At 65.2% G+C, this 24,497-nt stretch carries 25 protein-coding genes; 13 read left to right on the forward strand and 12 right to left on the reverse strand.

The genetic code is table 11. The features are described 5' to 3' along the window. Nucleotides 1–107: 107 nt before the first annotated feature. A complete protein-coding gene (locus ACNO8S_RS06235) occupies nt 108–548 on the reverse strand; it encodes a TRAM domain-containing protein (RefSeq protein WP_014040201.1) in 441 nt (146 codons plus the stop codon). A 70-nt stretch (nt 549–618) separates the two neighbouring features. Then, entirely contained in the window at nt 619–1,809 is a 1,191-nt protein-coding gene (mct, locus tag ACNO8S_RS06240) for a succinyl-CoA:mesaconate CoA-transferase (RefSeq protein WP_014040202.1), read from the reverse strand. A gap of 121 nt (nt 1,810–1,930) precedes the next feature. Here mct and glmS point away from each other — a divergent pair, with 121 nt between their 5' ends. From glmS to citE, 5 genes are read left to right on the forward strand one after another with little or no spacing between them, the layout of a single operon-like run. After that, entirely contained in the window at nt 1,931–2,371 is a 441-nt protein-coding gene (gene glmS, locus ACNO8S_RS06245) for a methylaspartate mutase subunit S (protein ID WP_050037967.1), read from the forward strand. A 2-nt stretch (nt 2,372–2,373) separates the two neighbouring features. Further along, nucleotides 2,374–3,837 carry a methylaspartate mutase subunit E gene (locus ACNO8S_RS06250; protein WP_191449366.1) on the forward strand — a complete coding sequence of 488 codons (1,464 nt, stop codon included), beginning with the start codon at nt 2,374–2,376 and terminating at the stop codon, nt 3,835–3,837. After that, the gene (locus ACNO8S_RS06255) at nt 3,827–5,095 is read left to right on the forward strand and encodes a methylaspartate ammonia-lyase (RefSeq protein WP_191449367.1); all 1,269 of its coding nucleotides are present in this window, start codon (nt 3,827–3,829) and stop codon (nt 5,093–5,095) included. The genes ACNO8S_RS06250 and ACNO8S_RS06255 overlap by 11 nt, the downstream gene beginning before the upstream one ends. Beyond that, nucleotides 5,088–6,164 carry a 2-methylfumaryl-CoA hydratase gene (gene mch, locus ACNO8S_RS06260; RefSeq protein WP_420182664.1) on the forward strand — a complete coding sequence of 359 codons (1,077 nt, stop codon included), beginning with the start codon at nt 5,088–5,090 and terminating at the stop codon, nt 6,162–6,164. The genes ACNO8S_RS06255 and mch overlap by 8 nt, the downstream gene beginning before the upstream one ends. Further along, nucleotides 6,161–7,201, forward strand: coding sequence for an L-malyl-CoA/beta-methylmalyl-CoA lyase (gene citE / locus ACNO8S_RS06265; protein ID WP_420182665.1), 1,041 nt, complete (start codon nt 6,161–6,163; stop codon nt 7,199–7,201). The genes mch and citE overlap by 4 nt, the downstream gene beginning before the upstream one ends. A 15-nt stretch (nt 7,202–7,216) precedes the next feature. Here citE and ACNO8S_RS06270 read toward each other — a convergent pair whose 3' ends face one another. Together ACNO8S_RS06270 and ACNO8S_RS06275 are read right to left on the reverse strand one after the other, a co-directional pair. Beyond that, the gene (locus ACNO8S_RS06270) at nt 7,217–8,335 is read right to left on the reverse strand and encodes a pyridoxal phosphate-dependent aminotransferase (RefSeq protein WP_014040207.1); all 1,119 of its coding nucleotides are present in this window, start codon (nt 8,333–8,335) and stop codon (nt 7,217–7,219) included. 38 nt (nt 8,336–8,373) lie between these two features. Further along, a complete protein-coding gene (locus ACNO8S_RS06275; protein ID WP_004961837.1) occupies nt 8,374–8,517 on the reverse strand; it encodes a hypothetical protein in 144 nt (47 codons plus the stop codon). Nucleotides 8,518–8,596: 79 nt separating this feature from the next. Here ACNO8S_RS06275 and ACNO8S_RS06280 point away from each other — a divergent pair, with 79 nt between their 5' ends. Continuing rightward, the gene (locus ACNO8S_RS06280; RefSeq protein WP_014040208.1) at nt 8,597–9,106 is read left to right on the forward strand and encodes a CinA family protein; all 510 of its coding nucleotides are present in this window, start codon (nt 8,597–8,599) and stop codon (nt 9,104–9,106) included. A gap of 36 nt (nt 9,107–9,142) precedes the next feature. Further along, on the forward strand, nt 9,143–9,649 hold the full coding sequence (locus ACNO8S_RS06285) for a metal-dependent hydrolase (protein ID WP_008309440.1): 507 nt from the start codon (nt 9,143–9,145) through the stop codon (nt 9,647–9,649). On the opposite strand, the gene ACNO8S_RS06290 is transcribed toward ACNO8S_RS06285, so the two are convergent. Continuing rightward, nucleotides 9,646–10,407, reverse strand: coding sequence for a PHP-associated domain-containing protein (locus tag ACNO8S_RS06290; protein ID WP_420182666.1), 762 nt, complete (start codon nt 10,405–10,407; stop codon nt 9,646–9,648). The two genes, ACNO8S_RS06285 and ACNO8S_RS06290, sit on opposite strands and share 4 nt — an antisense overlap. 115 nt (nt 10,408–10,522) lie before the next feature. Here ACNO8S_RS06290 and ACNO8S_RS06295 point away from each other — a divergent pair, with 115 nt between their 5' ends. After that, a complete protein-coding gene (locus tag ACNO8S_RS06295) occupies nt 10,523–10,822 on the forward strand; it encodes a DUF7565 family protein (protein WP_004516837.1) in 300 nt (99 codons plus the stop codon). A gap of 329 nt (nt 10,823–11,151) precedes the next feature. Here ACNO8S_RS06295 and ACNO8S_RS06300 read toward each other — a convergent pair whose 3' ends face one another. From ACNO8S_RS06300 to ACNO8S_RS06330, 7 genes are all read right to left on the reverse strand, one after another. Then, nucleotides 11,152–11,589, reverse strand: coding sequence for a transcription elongation factor Spt5 (locus ACNO8S_RS06300; protein WP_004516836.1), 438 nt, complete (start codon nt 11,587–11,589; stop codon nt 11,152–11,154). 4 nt (nt 11,590–11,593) lie between these two features. Further along, nucleotides 11,594–11,773 carry a protein translocase SEC61 complex subunit gamma gene (locus ACNO8S_RS06305; protein ID WP_004592944.1) on the reverse strand — a complete coding sequence of 60 codons (180 nt, stop codon included), beginning with the start codon at nt 11,771–11,773 and terminating at the stop codon, nt 11,594–11,596. 146 nt (nt 11,774–11,919) lie between these two features. Further along, nucleotides 11,920–14,373 carry a methyl-accepting chemotaxis protein gene (locus tag ACNO8S_RS06310; protein WP_420182667.1) on the reverse strand — a complete coding sequence of 818 codons (2,454 nt, stop codon included), beginning with the start codon at nt 14,371–14,373 and terminating at the stop codon, nt 11,920–11,922. Beyond that, a complete protein-coding gene (locus ACNO8S_RS06315; RefSeq protein WP_420182668.1) occupies nt 14,370–15,608 on the reverse strand; it encodes an ABC transporter substrate-binding protein in 1,239 nt (412 codons plus the stop codon). The genes ACNO8S_RS06310 and ACNO8S_RS06315 overlap by 4 nt, the downstream gene beginning before the upstream one ends. Before the next feature lie 128 nt (nt 15,609–15,736). Next, nucleotides 15,737–16,897 (reverse strand): cell division protein FtsZ, encoded by a 1,161-nt coding sequence (ftsZ, locus tag ACNO8S_RS06320; RefSeq protein ID WP_004592941.1) that lies wholly within the window; start codon nt 16,895–16,897, stop codon nt 15,737–15,739. Nucleotides 16,898–17,000: 103 nt separating this feature from the next. Beyond that, a complete protein-coding gene (locus ACNO8S_RS06325; protein ID WP_420182669.1) occupies nt 17,001–18,356 on the reverse strand; it encodes a D-aminoacyl-tRNA deacylase in 1,356 nt (451 codons plus the stop codon). Then, nucleotides 18,356–19,741: a sodium:calcium antiporter gene (locus ACNO8S_RS06330; RefSeq protein ID WP_420182670.1), complete on the reverse strand. Its 1,386-nt coding sequence runs from the start codon at nt 19,739–19,741 to the stop codon at nt 18,356–18,358. Before ACNO8S_RS06330 ends, ACNO8S_RS06325 begins: the two co-directional genes overlap by 1 nt. Nucleotides 19,742–19,854: 113 nt before the next feature. On the opposite strand from ACNO8S_RS06330, the gene ACNO8S_RS06335 reads away from it, so the two are divergent. From ACNO8S_RS06335 to ACNO8S_RS06355, 5 genes are all read left to right on the forward strand, one after another. Beyond that, nucleotides 19,855–20,652: a shikimate dehydrogenase gene (locus ACNO8S_RS06335; protein WP_420182671.1), complete on the forward strand. Its 798-nt coding sequence runs from the start codon at nt 19,855–19,857 to the stop codon at nt 20,650–20,652. A 50-nt stretch (nt 20,653–20,702) separates the two neighbouring features. After that, on the forward strand, nt 20,703–21,320 hold the full coding sequence (locus tag ACNO8S_RS06340) for a helix-hairpin-helix domain-containing protein (RefSeq protein WP_008309421.1): 618 nt from the start codon (nt 20,703–20,705) through the stop codon (nt 21,318–21,320). Nucleotides 21,321–21,390: 70 nt separating this feature from the next. Then, on the forward strand, nt 21,391–22,860 hold the full coding sequence (gene pabB, locus ACNO8S_RS06345; protein WP_336330070.1) for an aminodeoxychorismate synthase, component I: 1,470 nt from the start codon (nt 21,391–21,393) through the stop codon (nt 22,858–22,860). Beyond that, complete coding sequence (locus tag ACNO8S_RS06350; RefSeq protein WP_420182672.1) at nt 22,857–23,594, forward strand: anthranilate synthase component II; 738 nt, start codon at nt 22,857–22,859, stop codon at nt 23,592–23,594. Before pabB ends, ACNO8S_RS06350 begins: the two co-directional genes overlap by 4 nt. Beyond that, entirely contained in the window at nt 23,579–24,451 is an 873-nt protein-coding gene (locus ACNO8S_RS06355) for an aminotransferase class IV (RefSeq protein WP_420182673.1), read from the forward strand. Before ACNO8S_RS06350 ends, ACNO8S_RS06355 begins: the two co-directional genes overlap by 16 nt. Nucleotides 24,452–24,497 lie beyond the last annotated feature (46 nt).

Consider the following 24,497-nt stretch of genomic DNA (forward strand, 5'->3'; position numbering starts at 1 on the left):
TCAAGTAGGGGCACGTCGGCCGAGCGACCCGCTGTGACTGTTTGTTCCGGCCCTGTAAGGACTGCCAGCCCGGCGGTCACTGGGCCGCTGAAAACGGAACTGTTCCGCTATACGGTCCGTCCGTCGTTGTCGACGACGCTCGCAAACGCCACGTTCTCCTGTACGGTCTCGATCTCGACGGTCGGCGAGTCGCCCGGTTCGCCGTCGGGGACGATGACGACGTAGCCCCGCTCGACCTTGGCGATGCCGTCGCCCTGGTCGCCCAGCGATTCGATGGTGACGTTTCGGATCTCGCCCTCGTCGACCGGTGGTTGCGGGACGCCGGTGTCGGCTCGCTCCGGGTCGGTATCCTGTGTGGGCGTCTGTGGCTGGGCTGGCGCCGACGAACCGGCATCGACCTGTGATAGCAGACCGACGCGGTAAGTCTCGCCCGGCGAAATCGCGCCGTGGGACACTTCGCTTTTCGGAATCTCGACAATATATCGGTCCCCGTCAGTCTCTACTCGCGCACTGAACAATGTACTGAGTGCATCTGGAACTTCGACCATAGCCTATTCTACGGCTCATGATAGATAATGGTCCTGCCCTGATGTGGTGAAAATTGCCGGCAGTTGGCGATCAGTCGTCGCTTTCGACGCGATTGGTGCCCGTACCGACCCCGGCCTCGTCAAGCAGTTCCGCCCTGTGCTCGTCTAGCAGCGGCGCGCGACCACCGGGCGAGGGCATGGTTTCGGTCATCTTTATCGGACTGCCGGCGATGGTTATCTGTTCGTCGGCGCCGGGCTGGTCGACATCGGTGAGCATCTCCCGGTCGTGGATGTGGGGGTCGTCGAAGATGTCGGCGGTGTTCTGGACCGGCGCGGCCGGCACGCGCCCTTCGAGCAGGTCGAGGAGCGTCTCCGAGTCGATGGTAGCCGTCCAGTCGGCGATTTCGCGGCGCAGGGACTCGCGGTTCGCGATCCGACTGCCGGCGTCGGGGTAGTCCGCGGCGAGGTCCGGACGCTCCATCGCCTCGCACAGCGTCTCCCAGTGGCCGTCGGCAAACGCCGCGATGACGACGTGGCCGTCGGCGGCCTCGAAGGAGTCGTACGGGAACAGCGTCGGGTGAGAGTTCCCCTGCCGGGTCGGCGACTCGCCGTCACAGGAGTACTGGTACACCGTTCGCTCACACAGCGACACCATCGAGTCGTACATCGCCGTATCGACGTACTGCCCCTCGCCAGTGCGTTCGCGGTGATGCACGGCCGCGAGGATACCGACGGCGTTCAGCACGGCAGTGAAGAGGTCGCCGACGCCGGGGCCGACCTTCGTCGGCGGGCCGTCCGACTGCCCCGTGATTTCCATGACCCCGCCCAGCGCCTGCGCGATGAGGTCGAACGAGGGCTGGCCCTGCCGGTGGGTTTCGCCCGTCCGCGGGTCGCCAAAGCCCCGGATGGAGGAGTAGATGAGGTCCGGGTTGTGTTCCCGCAGCGTCTCGTAGCCGCAGTCGAACTTCTCCATCGTGCCAGCCTTGAAGTTCTCGACCACCACGTCTGCGCGCTCAACGAGCGAAAGGAACGCCTCGCGATCTTCATCGGTCCCCAGATCGAGTTCGAGCGAGCGTTTCCCGCGGTTGACGCTCTGGAAGTAGCCGCCGTAGGCTTCTTCGTCACCGTCGCTCACGAACGGCGGGTTCGACCTGATGAGGTCGCCGCCGGGGCGTTCGACCTTTACCACGTCCGCGCCCATGTCTGCGAGCAACATCGTACAGTACGGTCCGGCGAGGACCTGTGTCAGGTCGAGCACACGCAAGTCGTCAAGCGCACCCATGGGAAAACCACGACGGGGCGGCCGCATAAACCTTCTTGAATGTCCGTTATAAATTCCTTAAGGCCATATTATCATGAAAGACCATTAGGTTTATCACTACCCGCCGATGACGGGGTAGTACATGCCCCGGACCGTTATCCTCGGCGTGATTGGCTCCGACGCGCACGTCGTCGGCATCACGATTCTAGAGCAGGCGCTCTCGGCCGCTGGCTTCGAGGTCATCAACCTCGGCGTCCAGACGTCACAGGACGAGTTCGTCTCCGCCGCGAAATCTCACGACGCCGAGGCAGTACTGGTATCCTCCCTGTACGGGCACGCCCGTCAGGACTGTGAGGGGCTTCACGACGAGCTCGACGACGCCGGGCTCGACGTACTCACGTACGTCGGTGGGAACCTTGCTGTCGGACAGTCCGACTTCGAGGAGACGCAGGCGACCTTCCGACAGATGGGTTTCGACCGCGTCTTCGACGCGGAGACGGACCCGGAGGAGGCAATCGAGATGCTCCGCGAAGACCTGCAGCTATCCACAACAGAGGCGGAGCAGATCAGGGTTGACGGGTGACTATGCCAACTGACGAGCGACTCAGCGACGACCAGCTACAGCGCATCGCAAACGAACTCAGGGACAACTGGCACACGGGTCGGGAAGTCGACTTCGAGGAGGCTATCGCCTTCCACGAGTCGCTGCCTGCCTCAAAGCAGTTCGCCACAGTGCTGGAGTCGGCCGACCAGCCGCTCCTCCAGCCGCGGGCGGGCGTTCCCTGCCTCGAAGAGCAGATCGACCTGCTGCGGTACCTGCAGGACGAGGGCGGCGCGGACCTCCTGCCGACGACCATCGACTCGTACACGCGCGACAACGAGTACGAGAAGGCTGAGGAGGGACTGGCCGCCTCCCGCGGCAGCGACGAGAACGAACTGAACGGCTTCCCCGCGGTGAACCACGGCGTCGAAGACTGCCGGCGGCTCATCCGGGCGCTCGACGCACCGGTCGAGGTCCGGCACGGCACGCCTGACGCCCGGCTACTGGCGATGGTCACGCTTGCCGGCGGCTTCCAGAGCTTCGAGGGCGGGCCGATTTCATACAACATTCCGTACACGAAGCGGCACGACCTCGCGACGACTATCGAGCACTGGCAGTTCGTCGACCGGCTCTGTGGGGCCTACACCGAGCGTGGCGTGACAATCAACCGCGAACCGTTCGGCCCGCTGACGGGCACGCTCGTCCCACCGAGCATCGCCATCGCGGTGATGCTCGTCGAAGGCGAGCTTGCTGCGACACAGGGCGTCCGGTCGCTCACGCTGGGCTACGGGCAGGTCGGAAACCTCGTGCAGGACGTGGCGGCGCTGCGCGCCCTGCGGAAGCTCGGTAACGAGTACCTCCGCGACGAGGTGACCGTCACGACCGTCTTCCACGAGTGGATGGGCGGCTTCCCGCCGGACGAGGCCCGCGCTAACGGCGTCATCAGTCTCGGCGGCGCGACGGCAGCCGTCGCCCAGCCGGACAAAGTCATCACGAAGTCCGCCCAGGAGTTCCAGGGCGTGCCGACGAAGGAGGCCAACGCGGCCGGGTTGCGGACGACGAGACAGCTTATCGATATGATGATCGAACAGGACATCGACCTCGGGGGTATCGACGAGGAACAGGCGCTCATCGAGCGGGAGACACGGGCGCTGATGGACGCGATCTACGACGCCGGCGACGGCGACGTGGCACGGGGGGTCATCAACGCCTTCGACAGCGGCGCGCTGGACGTGCCGTTCGCGCCGAGCGACGCCGCTGAGGGCGCGGTGCTACCGGCCAGAGACGACGACGGCCGGGTCCGCATCTTCGAGTTCGCGGACCTCGCGCTCCCGGACGACATCAAGGAGATCCACGCCGCGCGGTTGGGCGAACGGGCCGAGACCGAGGGGCGCGACCAGTCCTTCCGGATGGTCGCCGACGACGTGGACGCCATCAGCGACGGGAAGCTCATCGGGCGGCCGACCGGTGACAACAGCCCCGCGGGAGGTGCGAGCGATGCGGATTGAGGACGTTCGGACGGTTCCCGGCTTGTCGGGGTTCTTCTTCGACGACCAGCAGGCAATCAAGGACGGGGCGACCCAGAGCGGGTTCGCCTACGACGGCCAGCCGGTCACGGAGGGGTTCGACCGCATCCGCGAGGCCGGCGAGGCCCTCATCGTGGAAATCGAACTCGCCGACGGCTCCATCGCGACGGGCGACTGTGCTGCGGTCCAGTACTCGGGGGCCGGCGGCCGCGACCCGCTGTTCCGGGCCGAGAACTACCGTCCCGTCGTCGAGGGTCCCGTTGCCGATGCGCTCCGGGGCCAAGATGCGACACAGTTCGGTGCCAACGCGACGATGCTGGAGGAGATGAACGCACAGCGGTCGGGCGGCGACCAGCTCCACACCGCGGTCCGCTACGGCGTCTCACAGGCGCTGCTGAACGCCGCCGCACAAGCACGCGGGGTGACGCCGACGGACGTGCTCGCCGACACCTACGACACCGAACCGGCCACGTCACCGATTCCGGTGTTCGGCCAGTCGGGTGACGAGCGCCGCACCAACGCCGAAAAGATGCTCATCAAGGGCGTCCCGGTGTTGCCCCACGGCCTGTTCAACAGCGTCGAGAAGGTCGGCGAGAACGGCGAGGGGCTGCGTGACTACCTCGCGTGGCTCTCGGACCGGGCGACGGCCCTCGGGCCGGAGCCGTACTCGCCGCGCTTCCACGTCGACGTGTACGGTATTCTAGGGAAGGTGTTCGGCCCGCCGTACGACCGGACCGAGGTGACGGACTACTTCGAGACGTTGCGGGAGGCCGCCGCGCCGTACCCCCTCCAGGTCGAGGGGCCGATGGACGCCGGCGGCCGGCAGGCACAGATAACCGCGATGGCCGAACTCCGCGAGGGACTGGCCGACGCCGGCGTCGACGTGGATATCGTCGCCGACGAGTGGTGCAACACCTTCGAGGACGTGCAGGCGTTCGTCGACGCGGAAGCGGCCGACTTGGTCCAGATTAAGACGCCGGACCTCGGCGGCATCCAGCGCTCGGCCGAAGCGGTGCTGTACTGCGATGGCACGGACACCCGGGCCTACGTCGGCGGGACGTGCAACGAGACCGTGACTTCCGCGCGGGCCTGTGCCCACGTCGCACTGGCGACCGATGCCGCGCAGGTGCTGGCGAAACCGGGGATGGGCTTCGACGAGGGGTTCATGGTCGTCACGAACGAGATGCGGCGGGCGCTTGCCAGGCGGGACGCCGCGCGGGAGGTGCCGGCCGATGACTGACTGGACCGATCCCGACGCGCTGGACCTCTCGGACGGCGAGACGTTCGACTCGCTGCTTGACCGGGCCGATACCAGGGAGAAGGGCCACTTCTTCGAGTTCTTCGCGGAGGGCGACGAACTCGCTCACGACCCCGGCCTCCGACTCTCCCATCACGGCAGCGAGCAGTGGATGGGCCAGACGCTCAACCACGACCCGGCGTACTGGCGGGCCGACACCGCACAAGAGCGTGGCTTCGAGGAGCGCCCGGTTCACCCGGACTACCTGCTGGCGTGCGTGATGGGCATCACCGTCGAGGACCTCTCGGAGAAGGGCGGCTACTTCCTCGGCCGAGACGACGTGGAGTTCCACCAGCCCGCGACGGCCGGGACGCCGCTGTCGGTCACGTCGACCGTCGTCGACACCCGAACGTCCTCCTCCCGGCCGAAGTACGGCATCGTCACCTGGGAGACGGAGGGTCGGGACCGCGAGACTGGCGAGACGCTGGTCTCCTACCGGCGGACGAACATGATTCCGCGACGCGAGCCGGCGGCGACCGACGGCGGCGCTGTCGGCGAACAGGACGAGGGTGGGCCGTCCATGCCGGACACCCTCGTCTCGCCTGACGGCGAGCGCTTCGAACATTTCCAGGCGGCGCTGGAGCGGGCGGACGCGGAGAACGCCGCCGTCGCCTACCGCCACGAGCGCGGGCGGACAATGGACGACCAACTGGTCGCCGGCCTCCCGTTGGCAACGCTCAACACCGCCCGCCAGCACCACAACCGCGACGAGATGGCCGACTCGCCGTCGGGCGACATCGTCGCCTACGGCGACGTGACCCGCTCGATTGCGCTGGCCCACGCCCGCTCGGACGAGGCGACTTACCGCGAACAGCGGTTTGCTGACGAGCGGTTCCACGATTTCGTCACGCTGGGCGACACCGTCTACGGCTTCACCCGCGTCCTCGACTGCGACCCAGACGCCGGGCCGGAACGAGCCGGCGCGGTCACGTTCGAACACGTCGCGTTCAATCAGGAGCAGACCCCGGTCTACTCGGGCCGGCGAACCGCACTCATCCAGCGACACCAATGACACGACTCTGCCGAACCTTCCAGACCGCACCGGCCGCGATACCGAACGACAACAGCGCGAAGTTCCTCGTCTCGGGGCTCACCAGCGAGGGGTTCCAGACCCCCGACTGGCTCGTCCCCGACATTGAGGACGGCACTGCGCCGTCGATGAAAGACGAAGCCGTCGACAACATAATCGAACACATCCCGGACCACGCCGACGACTTCGCCGGGGACATTCTCCCGCGGGTCGAGTGGGCCTACGACGACGCCGACGCCCGCGAGCGCGGCATCGAGCAGGTGACCCGCCTCGCGGCCGAGGTCGGCGAGGAACTGGACGGCTTCGTCTTCCCGAAGGTCGGCCGTCTCGACGACGTGCGCGACGCTGCGGGCGTCGTCGCCGACGCGGAGCGCGATGCCGGGCTCCCCGAAGGAACGCTGGAGATGGCGATTATTCTGGAGACGGCCCCCGGCCGCTCGGACCTTCGCGAGATCTGCCAGTACGCCACAGACTCCCGGCTCTCCGGGCTCGTGTTCGGGCCGGTGGACTACACAGCGGAACTCGGCGGTCGCACGCTCGACGGCGAGCGGCCCCGCTGGGACGGCCTGCTCGAAGCCCTCTCAAACGAGACGAGCGCCGCTGACATCGTCGCCATCGGCGGCCCCTTCGACCAGTTGTTCCACGAGCGCGCCGGCGTTACCTACTACAACGCCGAGGGGTACGCCGATCAGGTGGAGTACGAGGCGACCATCGGCATCGACGGCTCGTGGTCGCTGCACCCCAAGCAGACCGAGCAGGCGAATCGCATCCACATGCCGACGGTGGAGGAACTGGAGCGAGACCTCCACAAGATCGAGTCGTTCAACGAGGCCAAGCGCGAGGGGACCGGCGCAGTCGTCGTCGACGGCCAGATGGTCGACGAAGCGACCTACAAGAACTTCGCCAACACCGTCAAAACCGTTCGAGCCATCGACGAGACGCATCCTGCACAGACCGAGGAGTACTACGACGACGACCTGCTGGCGCGGGCGAAAGACGTCGAACTGATCTTCGGCTAAGCCGGCAGTCGCTTTTTACTCGAAATAGTTCGCCAGCCGTTGGGCTGCCTCGTCCACCCGAGGCGTCACGAGTGCGAATCGTATCCAGTCACGCCGAGACTCGCCGAAGGCCTCGCCGGGCATCCCGGCGACGCCGGCCTCGTCGATGAGTTCGTACACGTTCTCGAACGACCCGGGGAAGCCGGGGAACCGCGCCATCACGTAGAAGCCGCCATCGGGGCGGTTGTACTCGGCCCCGACTTCCGCCAGCGCAGCGCAAAAATCGTCGACGCGGTCTTCGAGTCGCCGTCGGCACGCGGCGTAGTAGTCGGGACTCGTGGTCTTCAGCGCCCGCAGGACGGCGTACTGCGCCGGCCGGCTCCCGGTGACGTTCGTGAGCATATGCTGGGTGCGAGCGCGTTCCAGAAGTGCGCCGGTCGGGCCGTCCTCCGGCGGGAAGATTGCATAGCCGACCCGGAAGCCGGTGATCGCCATCGTTTTCGAGAGGGAGTTGGTGGCGACGACGTGGTCGGAGTCGGCGTGCAGCGCCGAACTGAACCGACCCGCGTAGTCGAAGTGGTCGTACACCTCGTCGCTGAGCAGCAGCGCGTCGTACTCCTCGGCGATGGCTGCGAACTCGGCCATCGCGTCGGCGTCGTACACCGCGCCGGTGGGGTTGTTCGGCGAATTGACGACGATGACGGCCGTCTCGTCGCTCGCGGCTGCCCGAACGTCCGCGGGGTCCAGTCGGTTGCGCTCGTCGACTGGGACGAAGGAGATGTCCGCGCCGACGAAGTTTGCCCGGCCGGCGTAGTAGGGGTAGACCGGGTCCGTCAGGAGAATCTCGTTTCCGTCGAAGTGGTGGAGTCCGCCGGTCATCGCGAGGTGGTTTGCCTCACCCGCGCCGTTCGTGATGAGGACTCGGTTCCGGTCCACCCCACGCCGAGCGGCGATTTCATCGCGGAGGGGCGTCAGCCCGACGCTGGGCGGATACTGGTAGTCGTCGGCCGGAGCCTCGGCGTAGTCTCTGAGCCCGTCCCGAAGCCCCTCGGGCGGGTCCCAGTCGGGGTTGCCCGACACCATGTCCACCACGTCCCGGTCGGCCCGGGCCGCATACTGCATGACCCGGAAGAACTGGGGTTCCGTGTAGTCCATACCCGGTCTCGGGCTGCCGGCCCCGTTTGCTTTTCTGTCTACTGGCGGATGTACAGCGTCAGTCCGCCGAGGACCAGCAACAGCATCCCCCACAGGAGGTCCGACCCCGGCAGGACCCAGAGGAATAGCGTCACGAGACCCGAGGTAACAAGTGACCAGCCAAGCGTCGTCTGATAGCTCATACACGCAGTTGTGTCTCCGAACTGAAAGTATTCCGGCCCGCCCTGAACGCTTATTCGCCCATCGCGACAACTACCGCTAATGACAGACGATACAGCGGACCCAGTCGAGAAGCGCGTCGGCAAGCGTCTCCGAGAAGCTGATGCCACAGTCGCTACCGCGGAGTCCTGTACCGGCGGCCTTGTCGGGTCGAAAATAACGGACATACCCGGTTCGAGCGACTACTTCGACCGCTCGCTGGTTACCTACTCCTACGAGGCCAAGCGAGAGCTGCTCGCCGTCTCGCGGGAATCGCTGGACGCCCACGGCGCAGTCTCAGAACCGGTCGCTGTCGAAATGGCTCAGGGCGCTCGTGATACCGCCAGGACAGACTGGGGCGTCGCCACGACTGGCGTGGCCGGGCCGAGCGGCGGCTCGTCGGAAACGCCCGTCGGGACGGTGTACATCGCCGTCGCCGAGGCCGCCCCGTGGGGGACCAACGAGTCCGGCGTGACAGTGTCCCGCTACGAGTTCGATGGCACCCGTCGCGAGGTCAAAGCGGCCATCGCGACACAGGCGCTCCGGGACCTGGAAACCGCCCTACAGGAGTAGTAAGCTCTTTCAGTTGGGACACAGACGGTCCGGTAGATGAACAAACGTGGGCACGTCCTGAACGCCGTCCTCCTGAGCATCGGACTGGGATACGTCCTTGACCCCTCGGGCGACGTGACGACATTCGCGACAATCACGGAAGTGTTCCTTCCCGTCGTTCTGGGCGCACTGTTCCCCGATGTCGACACCGCCTTCGGCAAGCACCGCAAGACGCTGCACAACATCCCTGTCCTCGTGATCTTCCTGGCCCATCCGCTGTATCACGGCGGCAATCTCCAGTGGGTGTGGCTCGGCGTCCTCACCCACTACGTGCTGGACTACTTCGGTTCCCGCCGGGGCATCGCGCTGTTTTACCCCATCTCGGACAAAGAGTACGGGTCACCGACGGGTGTGACGACTTCCAGTGAGTATGCGGAGGTTGTCACCGTCGCGATTACCATCTTCGAACTGGCCGCGGTCGGGCTGTTGATACATGTGCTCCCACAGTACCTGCCGCCGTCGGTCCGTACCTTCGTCGTCGAGAACAGCGCGTTTCTGGTTTAGTACACTTTCACATCGTCGAACCGACCGCTGTACGCGACGTGGTCCGGATGAGTTGGCTCGGTGCCCTGTAGCATCAGCCGGTCGAACTTGCCCCAGGTGTTTTCCAGCCCCAGGTGCGCCCACTCGACTGCCCGGCGGATGTCGTGTGAGAGGCCGTCACGATGGAACAGCGACCGCTCCACGTCGTCTTTCAGCGCTGCACTGAGCGCCGCCACGTCGTCGAACGCCTCGGCGAAGTTCACGTAGGCCTCGCCGACGGTACCACGAACGTGGGCATACGACGAGACGAACGGCTCGTGGCCGGTCTCCGACATGAACGACTGCGCGCGGTCTCGGTGGTGGGACAGTTGCTTGGGGTTGTACACTTCCAGCGCGTCGATAACGTCGTCGTACGCTTCGATGTCGTCCAGTCCGAGGCTCACGTTGAGAAACCCGGGGTGGGGGACGAGCACGGCTGCGCCCTGACGGTCCAACTCTCGCATCGCGCCGTCGAAGGTGATGAAATCCGGGATCGGCTCTTCGAGGCCAATCGCCAGCACATGCCTGCGCTGTTGCCAGGTGCCAGTAAATATCTCTCTGGCTGGAAACACAGTCAGCTCTTCGTCGGAAAACGCCTCTGCTTGCCGCCGTATCTCCGGTAGCCGCGTGAAATGCGGCGCGTACACCAGCGCGTCGAGGCCACGTGCCTTCGCGCGCTCGACGACCCCGTCGTCGAGCACTTTCACGTGGAGATCAACGGCGTACCCCTCGGGTTGCACGGTGAACGCTAACTCCGTACTGCCATTAGGGGTTTCCGTTTCGGCAGCCTTCGGGACAGACCGATGACAGGTGGCAGCCAACGTTTTTAACCCCGCGTCGCATGCCACTGAGCAAATGCCACGCTGGGAGTGCGACATCGAAGGGGACGACAGACAGTTCGACCGCGTCGAGGAGCTTATCATCCACCAGTCGGTCGAACACGACCGCATCGAGTGCAAGGTCTGCGGTGCCGTCGTCCCCGACGGCTACTTCGCTATCAAGCACGCCTTCGACGAACACTCCCGCGCGGAGTACGTCCGCGCCTACGACGCCTCTGCCGCCGAGGTCCGCCGCCGCGAACAGATCAAGGAGTCCGTCGAGGCCGCCGCCAACATGAGCGAGGTCATCGACCGACTGGAAGGCGGCGAAGCGTAGCGACTGCGCGCTTTGTGAAACATAGGCGGAAGTTTAGTCGCCGCCGTTAGCTCGCTAAAAAGGCTACCGTACGGTCTCACGGCTCGCTCCGCTCCCGTTCGAGTTGAACGAGGAGCGCTTCGCTCAGCGCTCTTCGGAGTCGAGAACGCGAATCTGGTCGCCACGCACAGTGACCGGAATCGGGACCGTCGCTTCCTACTGCTCCACCTTTTTCTTCGTCGGGTACGCTCACTGTGTTCGCGCACCACTCCTCGAAAAACGTGGGCGAAAAAGCGGGCCCTCACGTCGTTCGGGCCAGTGAACCACCGGCTCCGCCGGTGGATATGTGCCTACCGCTCTTCGGAGTCGAGAACGCGTATCTGATCGCCACGCACGGTGACCGGAATCGGGACCGTTGCCTCGTACAGTTCGACGGTGACCTGATCCTTGCCTTCGTCGATGCGCTGGACCTGCGCCTTCTCGCCCTTGAACGGGCCGGCGATGAGTTCGACGATGTCGCCCTCCGCGATGCCTTCCACGTCCGGTTTCGGCGAGAGGAAGTGCTCGACTTCCGCCATCGAGGACTCCCCCTGCACGACGCCGTTGGCGTGGGGTATCTCGTCGAGGATCCGGTCGAAGACGTTGTGATCGTCCGCTTCGACCATGACGTAGCTCGTGAGCGAGTCCGGTGCGAGCGCGGCGTGGATCTCGTCTTCCTCGCGGGAGATGATCATGTCCGCGACGGTGCGTTCCTGACTGGCCGTGGTTTTGACTGCGTAGATTCCCATCGGTTTACACCGGCTTGCTGCCAGGGATGAAGGTCATCACGGCGAAGATGATGAACCCGAGCAGTCCGACCAGCGCGATGCCCGCGCCGGCGATTTTCGCGATCTGGGAGAACTCCTCCCACGACGGCGTACTCGCCAGTTTGAGTACGCGGATGTAGGAGGTGAGATCGTATGGAACGTCCATAGCGGGTCGTACCCACTGGTGGCTTTTCTATATTGTGGTGCGCGGCGACGAGTCCGCACCTCTCACAGAGCGCTTTGGGTACACCGTCGAAAAAAGTAGTCGACAGAGCGAAGCGATGGCCGAAACGGGCGTTCCGAACTCGTCGGTTAGTCGTCGGTCAACGCAGTCCCGTCCGATCCGTGTGCTCCCAGTTCACTGCCGTCACCGGCATCGCCGGTTTCGAACTGGTCGATGAGCTCCTTGAGGTCTGTCGCCTGACTGGAGAGCGACTGTATCTTCTCGGTGACCTCCGTGATCGACGCCGTCTGTTCCTCGGCGGACGCGGCGACGTTCTCGGCCTCGGCGGACGTCTCCTCGCTGATCGAGCCGACTTCCTCGGCCATCGAGACGACCTCTTCCATCGAAGCCGCCTGCTCGTCGGTCGCGTCGCTGATAGCCTGGACGCCGTCGTTTGCCTCGTTGACCTGCTGGACGATACTGGTCAGCGAGTCCGTCGCGTTTTCGACCGTTTTCTTCCCAGTGTCGACGCTCTCACCCATCTCCTGCATGTCCTCGACAGTGGTGTCGGTCCGGGACCGAATGTCGTCGATCATCGACTCGATATCGGTCGTTGCTTCCTGCGTCTCCTCGGCGAGCGTCTTGATCTCGCGGGCCACGACGGCGAACCCTTCGCCCGCCTCACCGGCCCGAGCGGCTTCGATGTTCGCGTTGAGCGCGAGCATGTTCGTCTGCTCCGCGATTTCGTCGATGAGCGTCGTGACTTCGCCGATGCGCTCCATCTCCTCAGCGAGGGACTCCACCTGTTCGATAGCCTCGGTGGACTTCCGTTCGAGCGCTTCGATTTCGGCGGCGGCTTGCTCAGCGTATTCGCGGCCGGACTCGCCGTCGTTGACGGCCTGTTGTGACTTCGACGCGACTTCGTCGGTGGACGAGGTGATTTCCTCGACGGTCGCCGAGAGGTCGGTCATCTCGTCGCTCACCTGCTGGATGTTCCGGTTTTGCTCGTCAGCGCCTTCGGCGATCTGTTGCACCGACTCGCTCACCGACTCGCTGGCCGACCGCACTTCCTGTGCGCTCGCGGAGATCGTCTCCGTCGAACTGTCGACGGTTCCGGCGAACCCTTCGATGCGGTTGACCGTCCGTTCGAGCTCCGTGATCATCTCGTTGAAGCTCTCCGCGATGTCGACCATCGCGTCGTAGTCGCTGTCGGTGGCCATCCGCTGGGTGAGGTCTCCGGCCGCCGACTTGTCCATCACGTCGCTGAACTCGGCCGCCTTCGCTTCGAGGGCGGACGCCATCGCCTCGGCGTCTTCTTTCGCCGCCTCCGCCTCGTCTCTGGCGGCTTCGACGTCGGTAATCAACGTCTGGATGTCCTCGCCCATCTCCTCCAGCGCCGCACCGAACTCACCGGGGATGCTCTCGTCGAGCGCCGGGTCGTCGAACCGCTTGTCAGCGAGCGCGTCGGCCTGATTCGCGGCGGTTGTCAGGTACGCCTGCATCGACGCGAATGAGTCGTACAGTTGCCCCATCTCGTCGACGCGCGTGGTCTCGGGGAGGGTGCTGTTGATCTCACCGGCGGCGATGTCCTCGGCGCTTTCGGCCACGCGGGAGAGCGCGTTCGCGGTTCCGCGCCCGATTGTCACGCCGACGACGAACAGTGCCCCCACGGCAAGCGCCAGCAGGAGCGCGATGTTCTCGGAGACAGCCGACTGCAGGGCGAACGCGCGGTCCTGCGGGACGTGATACAGCAACGCCCACTCAGTGCCGGTGACCGGCGTGTACGCCATCACGTACTGGCCGTCTTCCATGCCCGTTCTGGCGGAGACGGACTTGTAGCCGGTTTCGCCGTTCAGTGCTGCTTCGACGCTCGTGTCGGTCGCGTCCCCGGTCGCTGCGTACTCTTCGAGAATAGAACTCTTCCGGTTGTCGAGAATGATCTGTCCGTTCGACCCGACGACCTTCACGTCGCCGGTCGCAAACGGTGACGTGAACTCGTGGGAGCGCGCTTCGAGCGACGCCGTCAGCACGACGTATTCGTCGCTGCCGGAGACAGGCTGGACGAACGCAATAACCGATTCGTTACTGCTCTTGTACGCTTCGGACGTGCCCGTCGGACCCGACGAGACGACTGCACCACTCGCGTCGGTCCACGGATCGTCGACGTTGCTCAGTGCGACGCCGTTCAGTTCGTCGTCGGTGCTGGCGGTGACTGTACCGTCAGCGGCGTCGACGTAATGAAGCGCCCGGACGTCTCCCGGTAACCCAATGAGCTTCTGTTCGAGCCACCGCTGGTGTTCTCTGTCAGAGGTGGACTCGGACCGATCACCGATAGACGCCGCGAGAAACGACGCCGTCGACTGCTTGTTCGAGACCCAAGTTGAGACGGAACTCGATTGGGACTCCGCGACACCGCGGATTTGATCCTCTGTCTGTGACTCAACTAGCGCCCCCGTTTCGAGGTTGATGGCTGCCCCACCGAGTGCGAGCAAGACGACCACGCCGAGCAACAGGACGCCGAACTTCGCCGCGTACCGACGCCGAATGACGTCAGGGAGCGCACGCTCCGTTGCCTGAACCAGCCGGCTCGGGAGCGAACTCATCGGGACCCTCCCGATTTGAAGAACTGTGGTTGCAATAGCTCCAGCGACTCGACTGACCCGTTAGTGACCCGCTCGATCAGGTACGAACTCAGCGGTTCGAGGTCAGCCGTCAGGTCGACGCTGCCGGACGCACCCTGGTAATTCACTGCCCGGCCTGCTTCAGTGAGTGACCGAACACGACCGAAGTCGCCGACAGAGACAGTGTGTCCAGACCCGCCGGAGACTGACTGAATGGTCTCGGCGATTGCCGGACCGCTGCTTTCGCCGGCCTGTTCGGCGGCACACGCCATCAAAAACAGCGCGTCGTACGCGTTGACCGAGTACGCTCGGGGATCATCGATATCCGGGAGCCGGCGGACCAGTTCGAAGTACGCCTGCGTTCGCGCAGAGGACAGCGACGCGCTGTAGAACCCGTCGTAGTACGACGGGAGGTCACCGCCGAACATCCCCGCAGACAGCACCCATGGAACGTCGTACTCCGACTGGTTGTACGCATCAAGGATACCGCGCTCCTGGCCGGAGACGCTGGTGAAGCTGACGGCATCAGGGTCGTTCTGGAACACGTCTGCGAGCGTGTCGTCGAACGATTCCGACGACGGGTCATATCGGATATCGGCGACGATATCGGCGTTCAGTGCCTCACGCTGTGCGTCCGCCAGTCCGGCACCGAAGGAGTTGTCGATGCTCAGTAACGCGACGGAGTCCGCATCGATGTACAGCGAGTCGTCGACGGCCTTCGCCATTACCACCGCTTGCGTCCCGTCACTCGGCACCGTTCGACCGAAGTATTTCCGCCCGTTGGCTCGGCCGGCAGTCGATAGCTGCGGGGCAGTACTGGCGGGGCTGACCTCCATGATTTCGTCGCTGGCTGCTTCCGGAGCGAGAGCGAGCGACGCATCACTGACGAGGCCGCCGACGAAGCCGATGACACCACGGTCGACGAGTGATCCGTACTGCTCTACCGCGGTTTCGGCGTTCGCCTCGGTATCAAGAATGGTCACTTCGACGTCGTTACCGCCGATACCACCGGCGGCGTTGACGTCGCTTGCTGCCTGCTCGACCATGCGCTTGCCGTGTTGTCCGAGTGGGGCGAGCGCACCACTGAGTGGGAGGAGTGCACCAAACTGAACAGTGTCACTGCCTCCGCTCAGAGAACCGAGACAACCGGATGAGAGTCCCAAGCTCCCAACGGCCAGACACTTTTTGAGAACATTACGCCTCGAATCTGAGTACATGCGAAGAGAGTTAGAATTTCCGGATAAACGCTTTTCGGCGAGAGTATCATTTATGATAGCAAACGTGTGGAGATAAATTCATTTACTGGCAGCTAGGGAGAGTCAGAAAACTGAGACAACGAGGCAGTTCAGTCGACGTAGTCGATGTCTTCACCGAGTTGCTGGGCGGCCTTCTCCTGTTCGGCCTCGCTCTGGCCGTATATCTGCGGGCTCTCGACGCCGGTGACGACGATCATCGTCTCCATCTTGCCCTCGAACTCGTTGTTGACCGACGCGCCCCAGATGATGCGAGCGTCGGGGTCGATGCGGTCGTAGATCTCCTCGACGACGCCCTCGGCTTCCTCGATGCTCATGTCGGGGCCGCCGACGACGTTGACGAGCGCGGAGTTCGCACCGTCGAACTCCACGTCAAGTAGCGGCGAGCGGAGCGCCGAGCGGATGGAGTCCTGTGCCTTGTTCTCGGAGTCGGATTCGCCGAGGCCGATCATCGCGACACCGCCGTTCTCCATGATGGTCCGAACGTCGGCGAAGTCCACGTTGACGAGGCCGGGCTTGGTGATCAGTTCGGTCATGCCCTTGACCGAGCGCATCAGCACACGGTCGCAAATCTTGAACGCGTCCTGCAGCGGCATCGACGGCGCATAGTCCAGCAGGCGGTCGTTCGGCACGACGATGACCGTATCGGAGACCGAACGGAGTCGTTCGAGGCCAGCGTCGGCGTTGGCACGGCGGCGTTCACCCTCCGCGGTAAACGGAATCGTGACGATAGAAATGGTGAGTGCGCCGGCTTCCTGCGCGGCCTGTGCGACGACCGGAGCCGCGCCGGTGCCGGTGCCGCCGCCGAGACCTGCGGTGACGAACACCATGTCTGAGCCGTCGATAGACTGCTGGATGTCCTCGATGTCCTCCTGGGCGGCCTCCTCGCCGATTTTCGGGACCGAACCCGCGCCGCGGCCGCCGGTGCGCTTGCGGCCGATGAGAATCTTGGTGTCGGCGGCCACCTCGTCGGCGAGGTGCTGTGCGTCGGTGTTTGCGGCGACGAGTTTGGCCCCGTGGATGCCCTCCTCCATCATCCGGGTGACCGTGTTCCCGCCAGCACCGCCACAGCCGACGACCGTGATCTTCGTTTCCAGGTCCTTGACGACGCTTGCCAGTTCCTCGTCGGACATCGTCCCGGACGTGGACATGTCTTGAGACGGCGTCGATGTCGTTTCGTCGACAGTTCCGCCAGCCGCGTCCTCCCCGTCTTGTTCTGCCTCGTCGATAGCGTCGTCAATTATCGAATCCATAATTTAAAACCCCCTTGCAGACGAACAGTTATTAGTTTTCCCCCTACGTCTGACGCACGTCTGACGTGTTGAGTCCTAGTTTTACCGGCTGACGCGCCAGTGTTCACAGCGTATATCGACGTATACGCTCGCGCTGGAAACGCTCCGGGCCAATCTCTTCGCCGCCGATTTCGACGGATTGGCCCGAGGCGAGTTTCCCGAACTTGGGCCCTTCGGGGATACCGGCCGTTCGTGCGAGGTCCGGGTCGAACGCCGTCTCCCGGGCGACCAGTTCGTCCGCGGTCCAGTCGACGCTGTCGAAGCGCCGTTCGAGGATTTCGACCAGCGGTTCGACGACCGCTTCTAAGCCTGTCGTTGCCGGACAGACAATCGGTCCGGTGAGGACAGTCCCGTTTTGCTCGGTCGCGTACGCGATGGACTGGCGTTCGATAGTCTCACGCAGTGCCTCGCTATCGACACCGCGCACGTCCGAAATAAGCTCGCTCGGGAGGTCGATTACGGTCCATTCCCCGTCGTACCCGGGCGCAAGCTCTCCGAACCTGAGACCATCGTCGACCGGCCGGACAGCGTCTTCCAGCGTCTCGACGAGGCCCAGGTCGACACCGGTCGTCTCCCGAACGAACGTCTCACTGATGACACGGTAGCCCAGCGACTCGATCGCTGCCTGGAGGTCCGGCCGGTCACCCTCCATGAGGGCGTAGTCGGCCGCACTGGCCGCCAAAGCGCGTTCGAGAACGGCGTCGCGCTCCGCGTCGCTGTCGGCCCACTCTGCCAGCGCGTCCAAGGACCAGTTGGCGGCGATGTGGCCGACCGCCCAGTCCGTCTCGCGGACGACCCGCTCGAACCGCGGGGCGTAGTGGCCGCCGCCGACGCCGAGGAGGTGGCGGCGCGTCCCGTTTTCCCGCGGCTTGTCGGCCGGCTCGTCGGCGAGGTCCAGTATCGCCCTGGCGGCGGCTTCGGCGGCGTCGGGGTCCTCCCACTGTGGCTCCGCGCTGCCGACCTCGACGAACATCGACGGGACGCCGACAGCCGTCGGGCCGTGGTGGGTACACTCCATCCCGACTTCGTATTCCGGCGGGGCGTGGCGCTGGAGCGCCGAAACCACGGCCTCGTGCGCACCGGGACAGGCGCGCGCGAACTGGCCGTCCTCGCCGCCGAACTCCGCGACGCCGAAGTTCCCGGTGTGGTGAGCCGTCAGGAGTTCGTCGGTCTCGCCGGCGTGTTTCGAGGCGAACACCAGCAGGTCCGGGTCGTCGAACGCCGCCGCGACGTTTTCGATGTCCAGATGTAGCGCCTCGAACTCGCGGAGTTCGACGCTGTCTGTTCGGTAGACCGTCTCGCCGCCCTCGGTGTCGGGGCGCGTCTCGTCGACGCTCGTTTCCCAGTCCCGCAGGGAGCGCAGGTGCTCGCCGATATGAGTCGACGCCGCGTCAGCGTGTGAGACGACGATTCCGAGCATCAGTCGGCGTTCTCCGGGTGGATCGGTTCACGGCCCATCGCAGTCCGGACGGCGTCACCGGCCAGCCCGAACAGGTGTTTCAGCGCCTCGCGGCGCTGGACGAACAGCGCCATCCCGACGACGAGATACATCCCCGTGTACGCAAGCAGGAGGTCGTGACTCGATATCGGCAGGTCGAGGAGGTCCCTGATGATAGCGAACTCCAGAATCACCTGCGAGATGAACAGCGCGAACAGCCCGACCGCTTCGCGGATACTGATCTCGAAGTTGACCAGGATGGCGAGCGCGAAGAAGGACTGGGCCGCCGTAATCCAGATCTCCGCGCCCTGTCTGGCGTCGAACGGCAGGACGCCGTACCCGCCCAGCGCGATGGAGTACACCACTGCGATGGTCCCGATGAGCAGCGTCCACTGGTTGAGCTTCGAGGAGATGAGGGCGTTGAACCCGGCCGTCGACCGGGCCTTGTTGACCAGCACGGCGACGACGATGAGTTCGGGCGACTCGCTGGCCAGCGGGGCGACCCACTGGATCATGAAGAACTCGGGGATTCCGTTCGCGACGCCGATTTCTTCGAGGCCGTGCGCGAACGGCTCGACGGCCGTGAAAATCATCGCGCCGGAGTAGCCAAACAGCGCCAGAACGACCAGCGGCCGCCACGGCAGCGACCACTCCTGGAAGTACTTCGGCACGCCGACGGTGTGCTCGCTGTGTTCGATGTCGGACTTGAGGACGAGCCCGATGTAGGCGACGTAGAGCCCGACCAGAAACAGCGTATCGAAGATACCGATACCGCCGCCAAGGGGGACGAGAAACGCCCACATCGTCGCCAGAAAGAGGAAGGATATCTCGGTCGCGATGTCGGTGTCCAGTTGGACGGCGTCCCGCAGGAACCCGTCGCGTTTCTGTACTGCGGGGTCTCGGGTTTTCGCGGCCCGCCAGACGGTGAACACGGCGATGCCCGCCCAGCCGATGCCGATGAGGATGCGGTTCGCGCCGGTCATGTTCGCGATAGCCAGGTTCGCGTCGTGACAGGCCCTGGCCAGCGATGTCGCGCCCGCTTCGATCTCCGCCGGGGAAAACTGCTGACAGGCTTCCGTTGTCGCTCCACCAGCTCCGGCGTTCCAGGCGTACAGCGCGTCGACGGCGTATTCGGGGGCGACTGCGAGAACGGCGAGAACGGCGATAGCGAACGATCTCGGCACGTCTTTCTCGGCCGTTTCAGCGCCCCACGCCAGCAGGAACGACGCCCCGAGGACCGCGATCCCGCTGACGGCGACGGTCGTCACGTTTCCGACTTCGGTACCAGTGACGAACAGATATATCCAGCCAACAGTCAGAGAAACCGTCACTGCGACCTGTACCAGCGGGTGGCGAAGACGACTCACTAGCTCAAACGTAACCGGGTCCGGCTGAAAAGCTTGCGAAAGTGTCGACTGAGTACCCTGACCACTTGCGTGAGAGCGTGGCGTTCATACGACCGGCGCGCGCTGGCGTTGGTATGGACGTTTACGGACTCATCGGAAACCCGGTCGGGCACTCGCTGTCGCCGCCGATGCACGAGGCGGGCTACGAGGCACTGGGGCTTGACGCGCGATACGTCACGTTCGAGCCGGCGGCCGACGCCGGTGCCGAAGCCATCGAAGCGGCGGAGACGCTCGGGATCGACGGCCTCAACGTCACTATCCCGTTCAAACAGGACGTGCTAGACGCCGTCGACCCCGCGCCGCTCGCCGAGCGCATCGGCGCGGTCAACACCGTCGATTTCAGCGGCGACACGCCGACGGGCTACAACACCGACGCGGTTGGGGCGGTCCGGGCGCTGGCCCACCACGACGTGTCGATGTCCGGCACGGCTGTCGTCGTCGGGGCCGGCGGCGCGGGCCGGGCTGTCGCATTCGGCCTCGCCGACGAGGGGCTGTCGGTGCGAGTCGCCAACCGCACCGAATCGAAAGCAGACGCGCTCGCCGACGAGGTCCCGGCCGCAACCGGCCACGGCCTCGACTCGCTCCCCGACCTGCTCGCGGACGCCGACATCCTCGTCAACTGCACCAGCGTGGGCATGGAGGAAGACGAGACGCCGGTCCCCGCCGATGCGCTGCACAGCGACATCGCGGTGCTCGATGCGGTGTACACGCCAATCGAGACCCGTCTGTTACAGGACGCGGCGGCCGCGGGCGCGACGACAGTCGACGGCGCGTGGATGCTCCTGTATCAGGGGGTCGAAGCGTTTGAACGCTGGACTGGCGAAGACGCGCCCGTGGACCGGATGAACGACCAGTTGCGCGAACACCTGTAGCGGAGCGGTCACCAGCAAGAGATTTGTGTGGGGGATAAATACGTTCATGTATGGGTCTGCTTCAGAAATTGAAATCCGCCCTCGGGCTTGACGGGACTGGGTCATCCGCGTCGGGAACCAATCGCGACGTGGACGTGACCGTCGAGCGAGAGCCCTCTACTGAAGACGAAGACGCTGTGAAGGGGACGAACACCGCGACGACTACCGAGACCCACACATCCGATACCGCGGACGGGGCTGGTGCCGAATCAGGGGACGGGAGTACGACGTCCGTTCAGACGGACGAGTCGGAGACCGCGGCGTCACCGACTGCGACCGACGACGAATCGGCATCTGCGACTGATGACTCTACCACAAAGGCCGAACCAGAAACGGCGGGCGACGACGAGGACAGCGATTCGGCGGCCACCGCTAGTGAGGACTCGACCGAGGCTGATGAGGAGCCAGCCGAATCCGACGAAGAATCGGCTGAGGCCGACGATGATGGAAGCACTGCGCCCGTTACGGATATCAAGGGCATCGGCCCCGCCTACGCCGACCGACTCGCCGAGATCGGTATCGAGACGGTGGGCGAACTGGCCAGCGGGGATGCAGCAGACATCGCCGCGGACACGGACCTCTCAGAGAGCCGCGTTTCGGGCTGGGTCGAGCGGGCCGAAGAGTTCTGAGAGCGTTTACGCCCCATCTCTGTGCGCCGAACCGCAAGGGAATTAGTCGCCGCACTGTTTTCGTTCGGTAATGCAATCGGTCGAAACCGACCGGACTGCGTTCACCGACCTCGCAGCCGACGCGCCCCCGGAGGCACGCGTCCCTGTCGAGGTTCGCGTGGACGTTGATGACCCGTTTCTCGCCTATCGCCGGGCGCGCGACGAGACCGGCGGCGTGTATCTGGCGACCACCGGCGGCCAGTCGGGGTGGGGCTACTTCGGGACGGCCCCGGCGGATTTCCGCGAGGTCGATCCGAGGGAAGGCGGGACTCTCGCCGCGCTGACCGAGTTCCTCGACGGCGAGCGACTGGTCCGCGGCGACTGCGACGTGCCGTATCCCTGCGGGGCCGTCGGGTGGTTCTCCTACGACGTGGCGCGGGAACTGGAGTCACTGCCCGACAGCGCCGACGCCGACCGCGCCCTCCCGAACCTGCAGGTGGCTCGTTACGACCGCTTCGCCGCCTGGGAGGAGCCCCGCGGTGAGTCGGTGACGCTGCGCGTGACGGCCTGCCCGCGGGTCGGCGACTTCGAGACGCCAGAACTGGCCTACGAGTTCGGGAAGCAACACGCGCTGGACCTTGCTCGGGCGGCCGAACAGGGCGACCCCGCCGTCGAGGCCCCGCCGGTCGAGGCCGACGAAGCCACGTTCGAGAGCGACTGCACGCGCGAGGAGTTCGCCGAGCGGGTCCGGACGGTCAAGCAGTACATCCGCGAGGGCGACACGTTCCAGGCGAACGTCTCACAGCGCCTCCGCGCACCCGCCGCGGTCCATCCGGTCGAGGCCTTCGACGCACTTCGAACTGTGAACCCGGCACCGTACTCCGCCCTGCTCGAGTTCCCCGGTGTCGACCTCGTTAGCGCGAGCCCGGAACTCCTCTTGCGCCGCGACGGCGACCGGATCGAAACCGAACCCATCGCCGGCACCCGCCCGCGGGGTGAAACACCCGAGGCCGACGACCGACTGGAGGCGGACCTGCTCGACGACGCGAAGGAGCGGGCCGAACACGCCATGCTGGTCGACCTGGAGCGAAACGACCTCGGGAAAGTGAGCAAATTCGGGAGCGTCGAGGTGTCGGACTACCGGCGCATCGACCGCTATTCAGAGGTGATGCACCTCGTCTCGGTCGTCGAGGGCCGACTCCGCGACGGCGCGTCTCTGCAGGACGCTATCGCCGCGGTGTTCCCCGGCGGCACCATCACCGGCGCGCCCAAACCCCGGACGATGGAGATCATCGACGAGGTTGAGGCCACGCGACGGGGGCCGTACACCGGCTCTATCGGCCTGTTCGGCTTCGACGGCCGGGCGACGCTGAACATCGTCATCAGGACCCTGGTCCGATACGCCGAGGAGTACCACCTCCGCGTCGGTGCGGGCATCGTTCACGACTCGGACCCGGACAGCGAGTTCCAGGAGACGCTGGACAAGGGCCGCGCGCTCGTCAACGCCGTCGACGAGGCCCTGGGGCGGCGCGTCGACCTGGCGATGGAGGACCAGCAATGAGCGGTCATCGTAGCGGTGGCAGCGGGGACAACAGTGGGAATGGATCGGGAACGAATGCCCTCGCTCCGACCGTATTGGTCGTCGACAACTACGATTCGTTCGCGTACAACCTCGTCCAGTCCGTCGGCGAAGTGGTCATCCGACTCGGCGGAACCGAGGACGACGTGGTCGTCCGGCGCAACGACGCCATCGACGTCGAGGATATCCGCGAACTGGACCCCGACGGCATCGTCGTCTCGCCGGGGCCGGGGACGCCCGAGGAGGCGGGCGTCTCGATACCGATATTCGAGGAACTGGAATATCCGACGCTGGGGGTCTGTCTCGGCCATCAGGCGCTGTGTGCGGCCAACGGCGCACCCGTCGGCCACGCCGAGGCGGTCGTCCACGGCAAGTCCTCGTCGGTTACCCACGACGGCACCGGCGTGTTCGAAGACATTCCGGACCCGTTCGAAGTCGGCCGCTACCACTCGCTAGCGGTCGACCGCGAGAACCTCCCCGACGTATTGATCGAGACGGCGTACACCGTCAACGAAGACGGCTCCACGAACACCGCTGCGACGCCAGACTCGTCCGAACCTGCCACCGCCGACGGCACGGACGAGTCCCAGGTCGTCATGGGCGTCCGCCACAGCAACCGCCCGCACATCGGCGTCCAGTTCCATCCCGAGAGTATTCTGACCGACCACGGCAAGACCATGATCGAGAACTTCTGCCTGCTATGCAATACCACGTAGACGGGGCGCTCGTCCCCGAAGACGAGGCGACGGTGTCGGTGCGCGACCGCGGGTTCATGTACGGCGACGCGGCGTTCGAGACGCTCCGGGCATACGGCGGCGACCCGTTCAAGTGGGAGGCCCACCGCGACCGCCTCCACCGGACGGCCGAGACGCTCGGGTTCGCCGACGCCGTGCCCGATGACCTCCGTGAGCGCGTCGACGAGACGCTCGCGGCCAACGACCTTTCGGAGGCGTACGTCCGGCTGTCGGTCACACGGGGCGTCCAGCCCGGGAAGCTCACGCCGGGGAGCGATGTTGACCCGACGGTCGTCGTCATCTGCAAGGGACTTCCGCGGGGCGGGCTCGACGGCGAGCGCGTCTGGGACGAGCCGGCGTCGGTGCAGACGGTCCGGACCCGGCGGATTCCGAGCGAGGCGGTCCCGGCAGACGCGAAGACCCACAACTACCTCAACGGGATTCTCGGTCGGCTCGAACTCCGGAAAGCCGCCGCTGGCGGTGAACCAGCCGACGAGTGTCTCATCCGGGACACGGACGGGAACCTTGCAGAAGGGGCGACGAGCAACCTCTTTTTCGTCACGGACAACGGCCTCCGGACGCCGAGTACGGACCTCGACCTGCTGCCGGGGGTCACCCGCGACGTGGTAATGGACATCGCTTGCGGCGAGGAGTTCCCCGTCGAGACCGGTCACTACTCGCTCGATGCCCTGCGTGACGCCGACGAGGCGTTTCTCACAAACTCGACGTGGGAGATCCGCCCCATCGCGACCGTCGACGGCATCTCCGTGGGGAGCGGGCCGATGACGAAGCTCCTTCAGCGGCTGTTCGACGAGCGAATCGAGGAGCGGTACTACTGATCGCGCTGAAGGTAGTGGAAAGCGAGCCAGCGCTGGTCGCTGGCGT

Origin of the sequence: Haloarcula sp. KBTZ06, from assembly GCF_048595605.1 — an archaeon.
Classification (GTDB): Archaea; Halobacteriota; Halobacteria; order Halobacteriales; family Haloarculaceae; genus Haloarcula; species Haloarcula hispanica.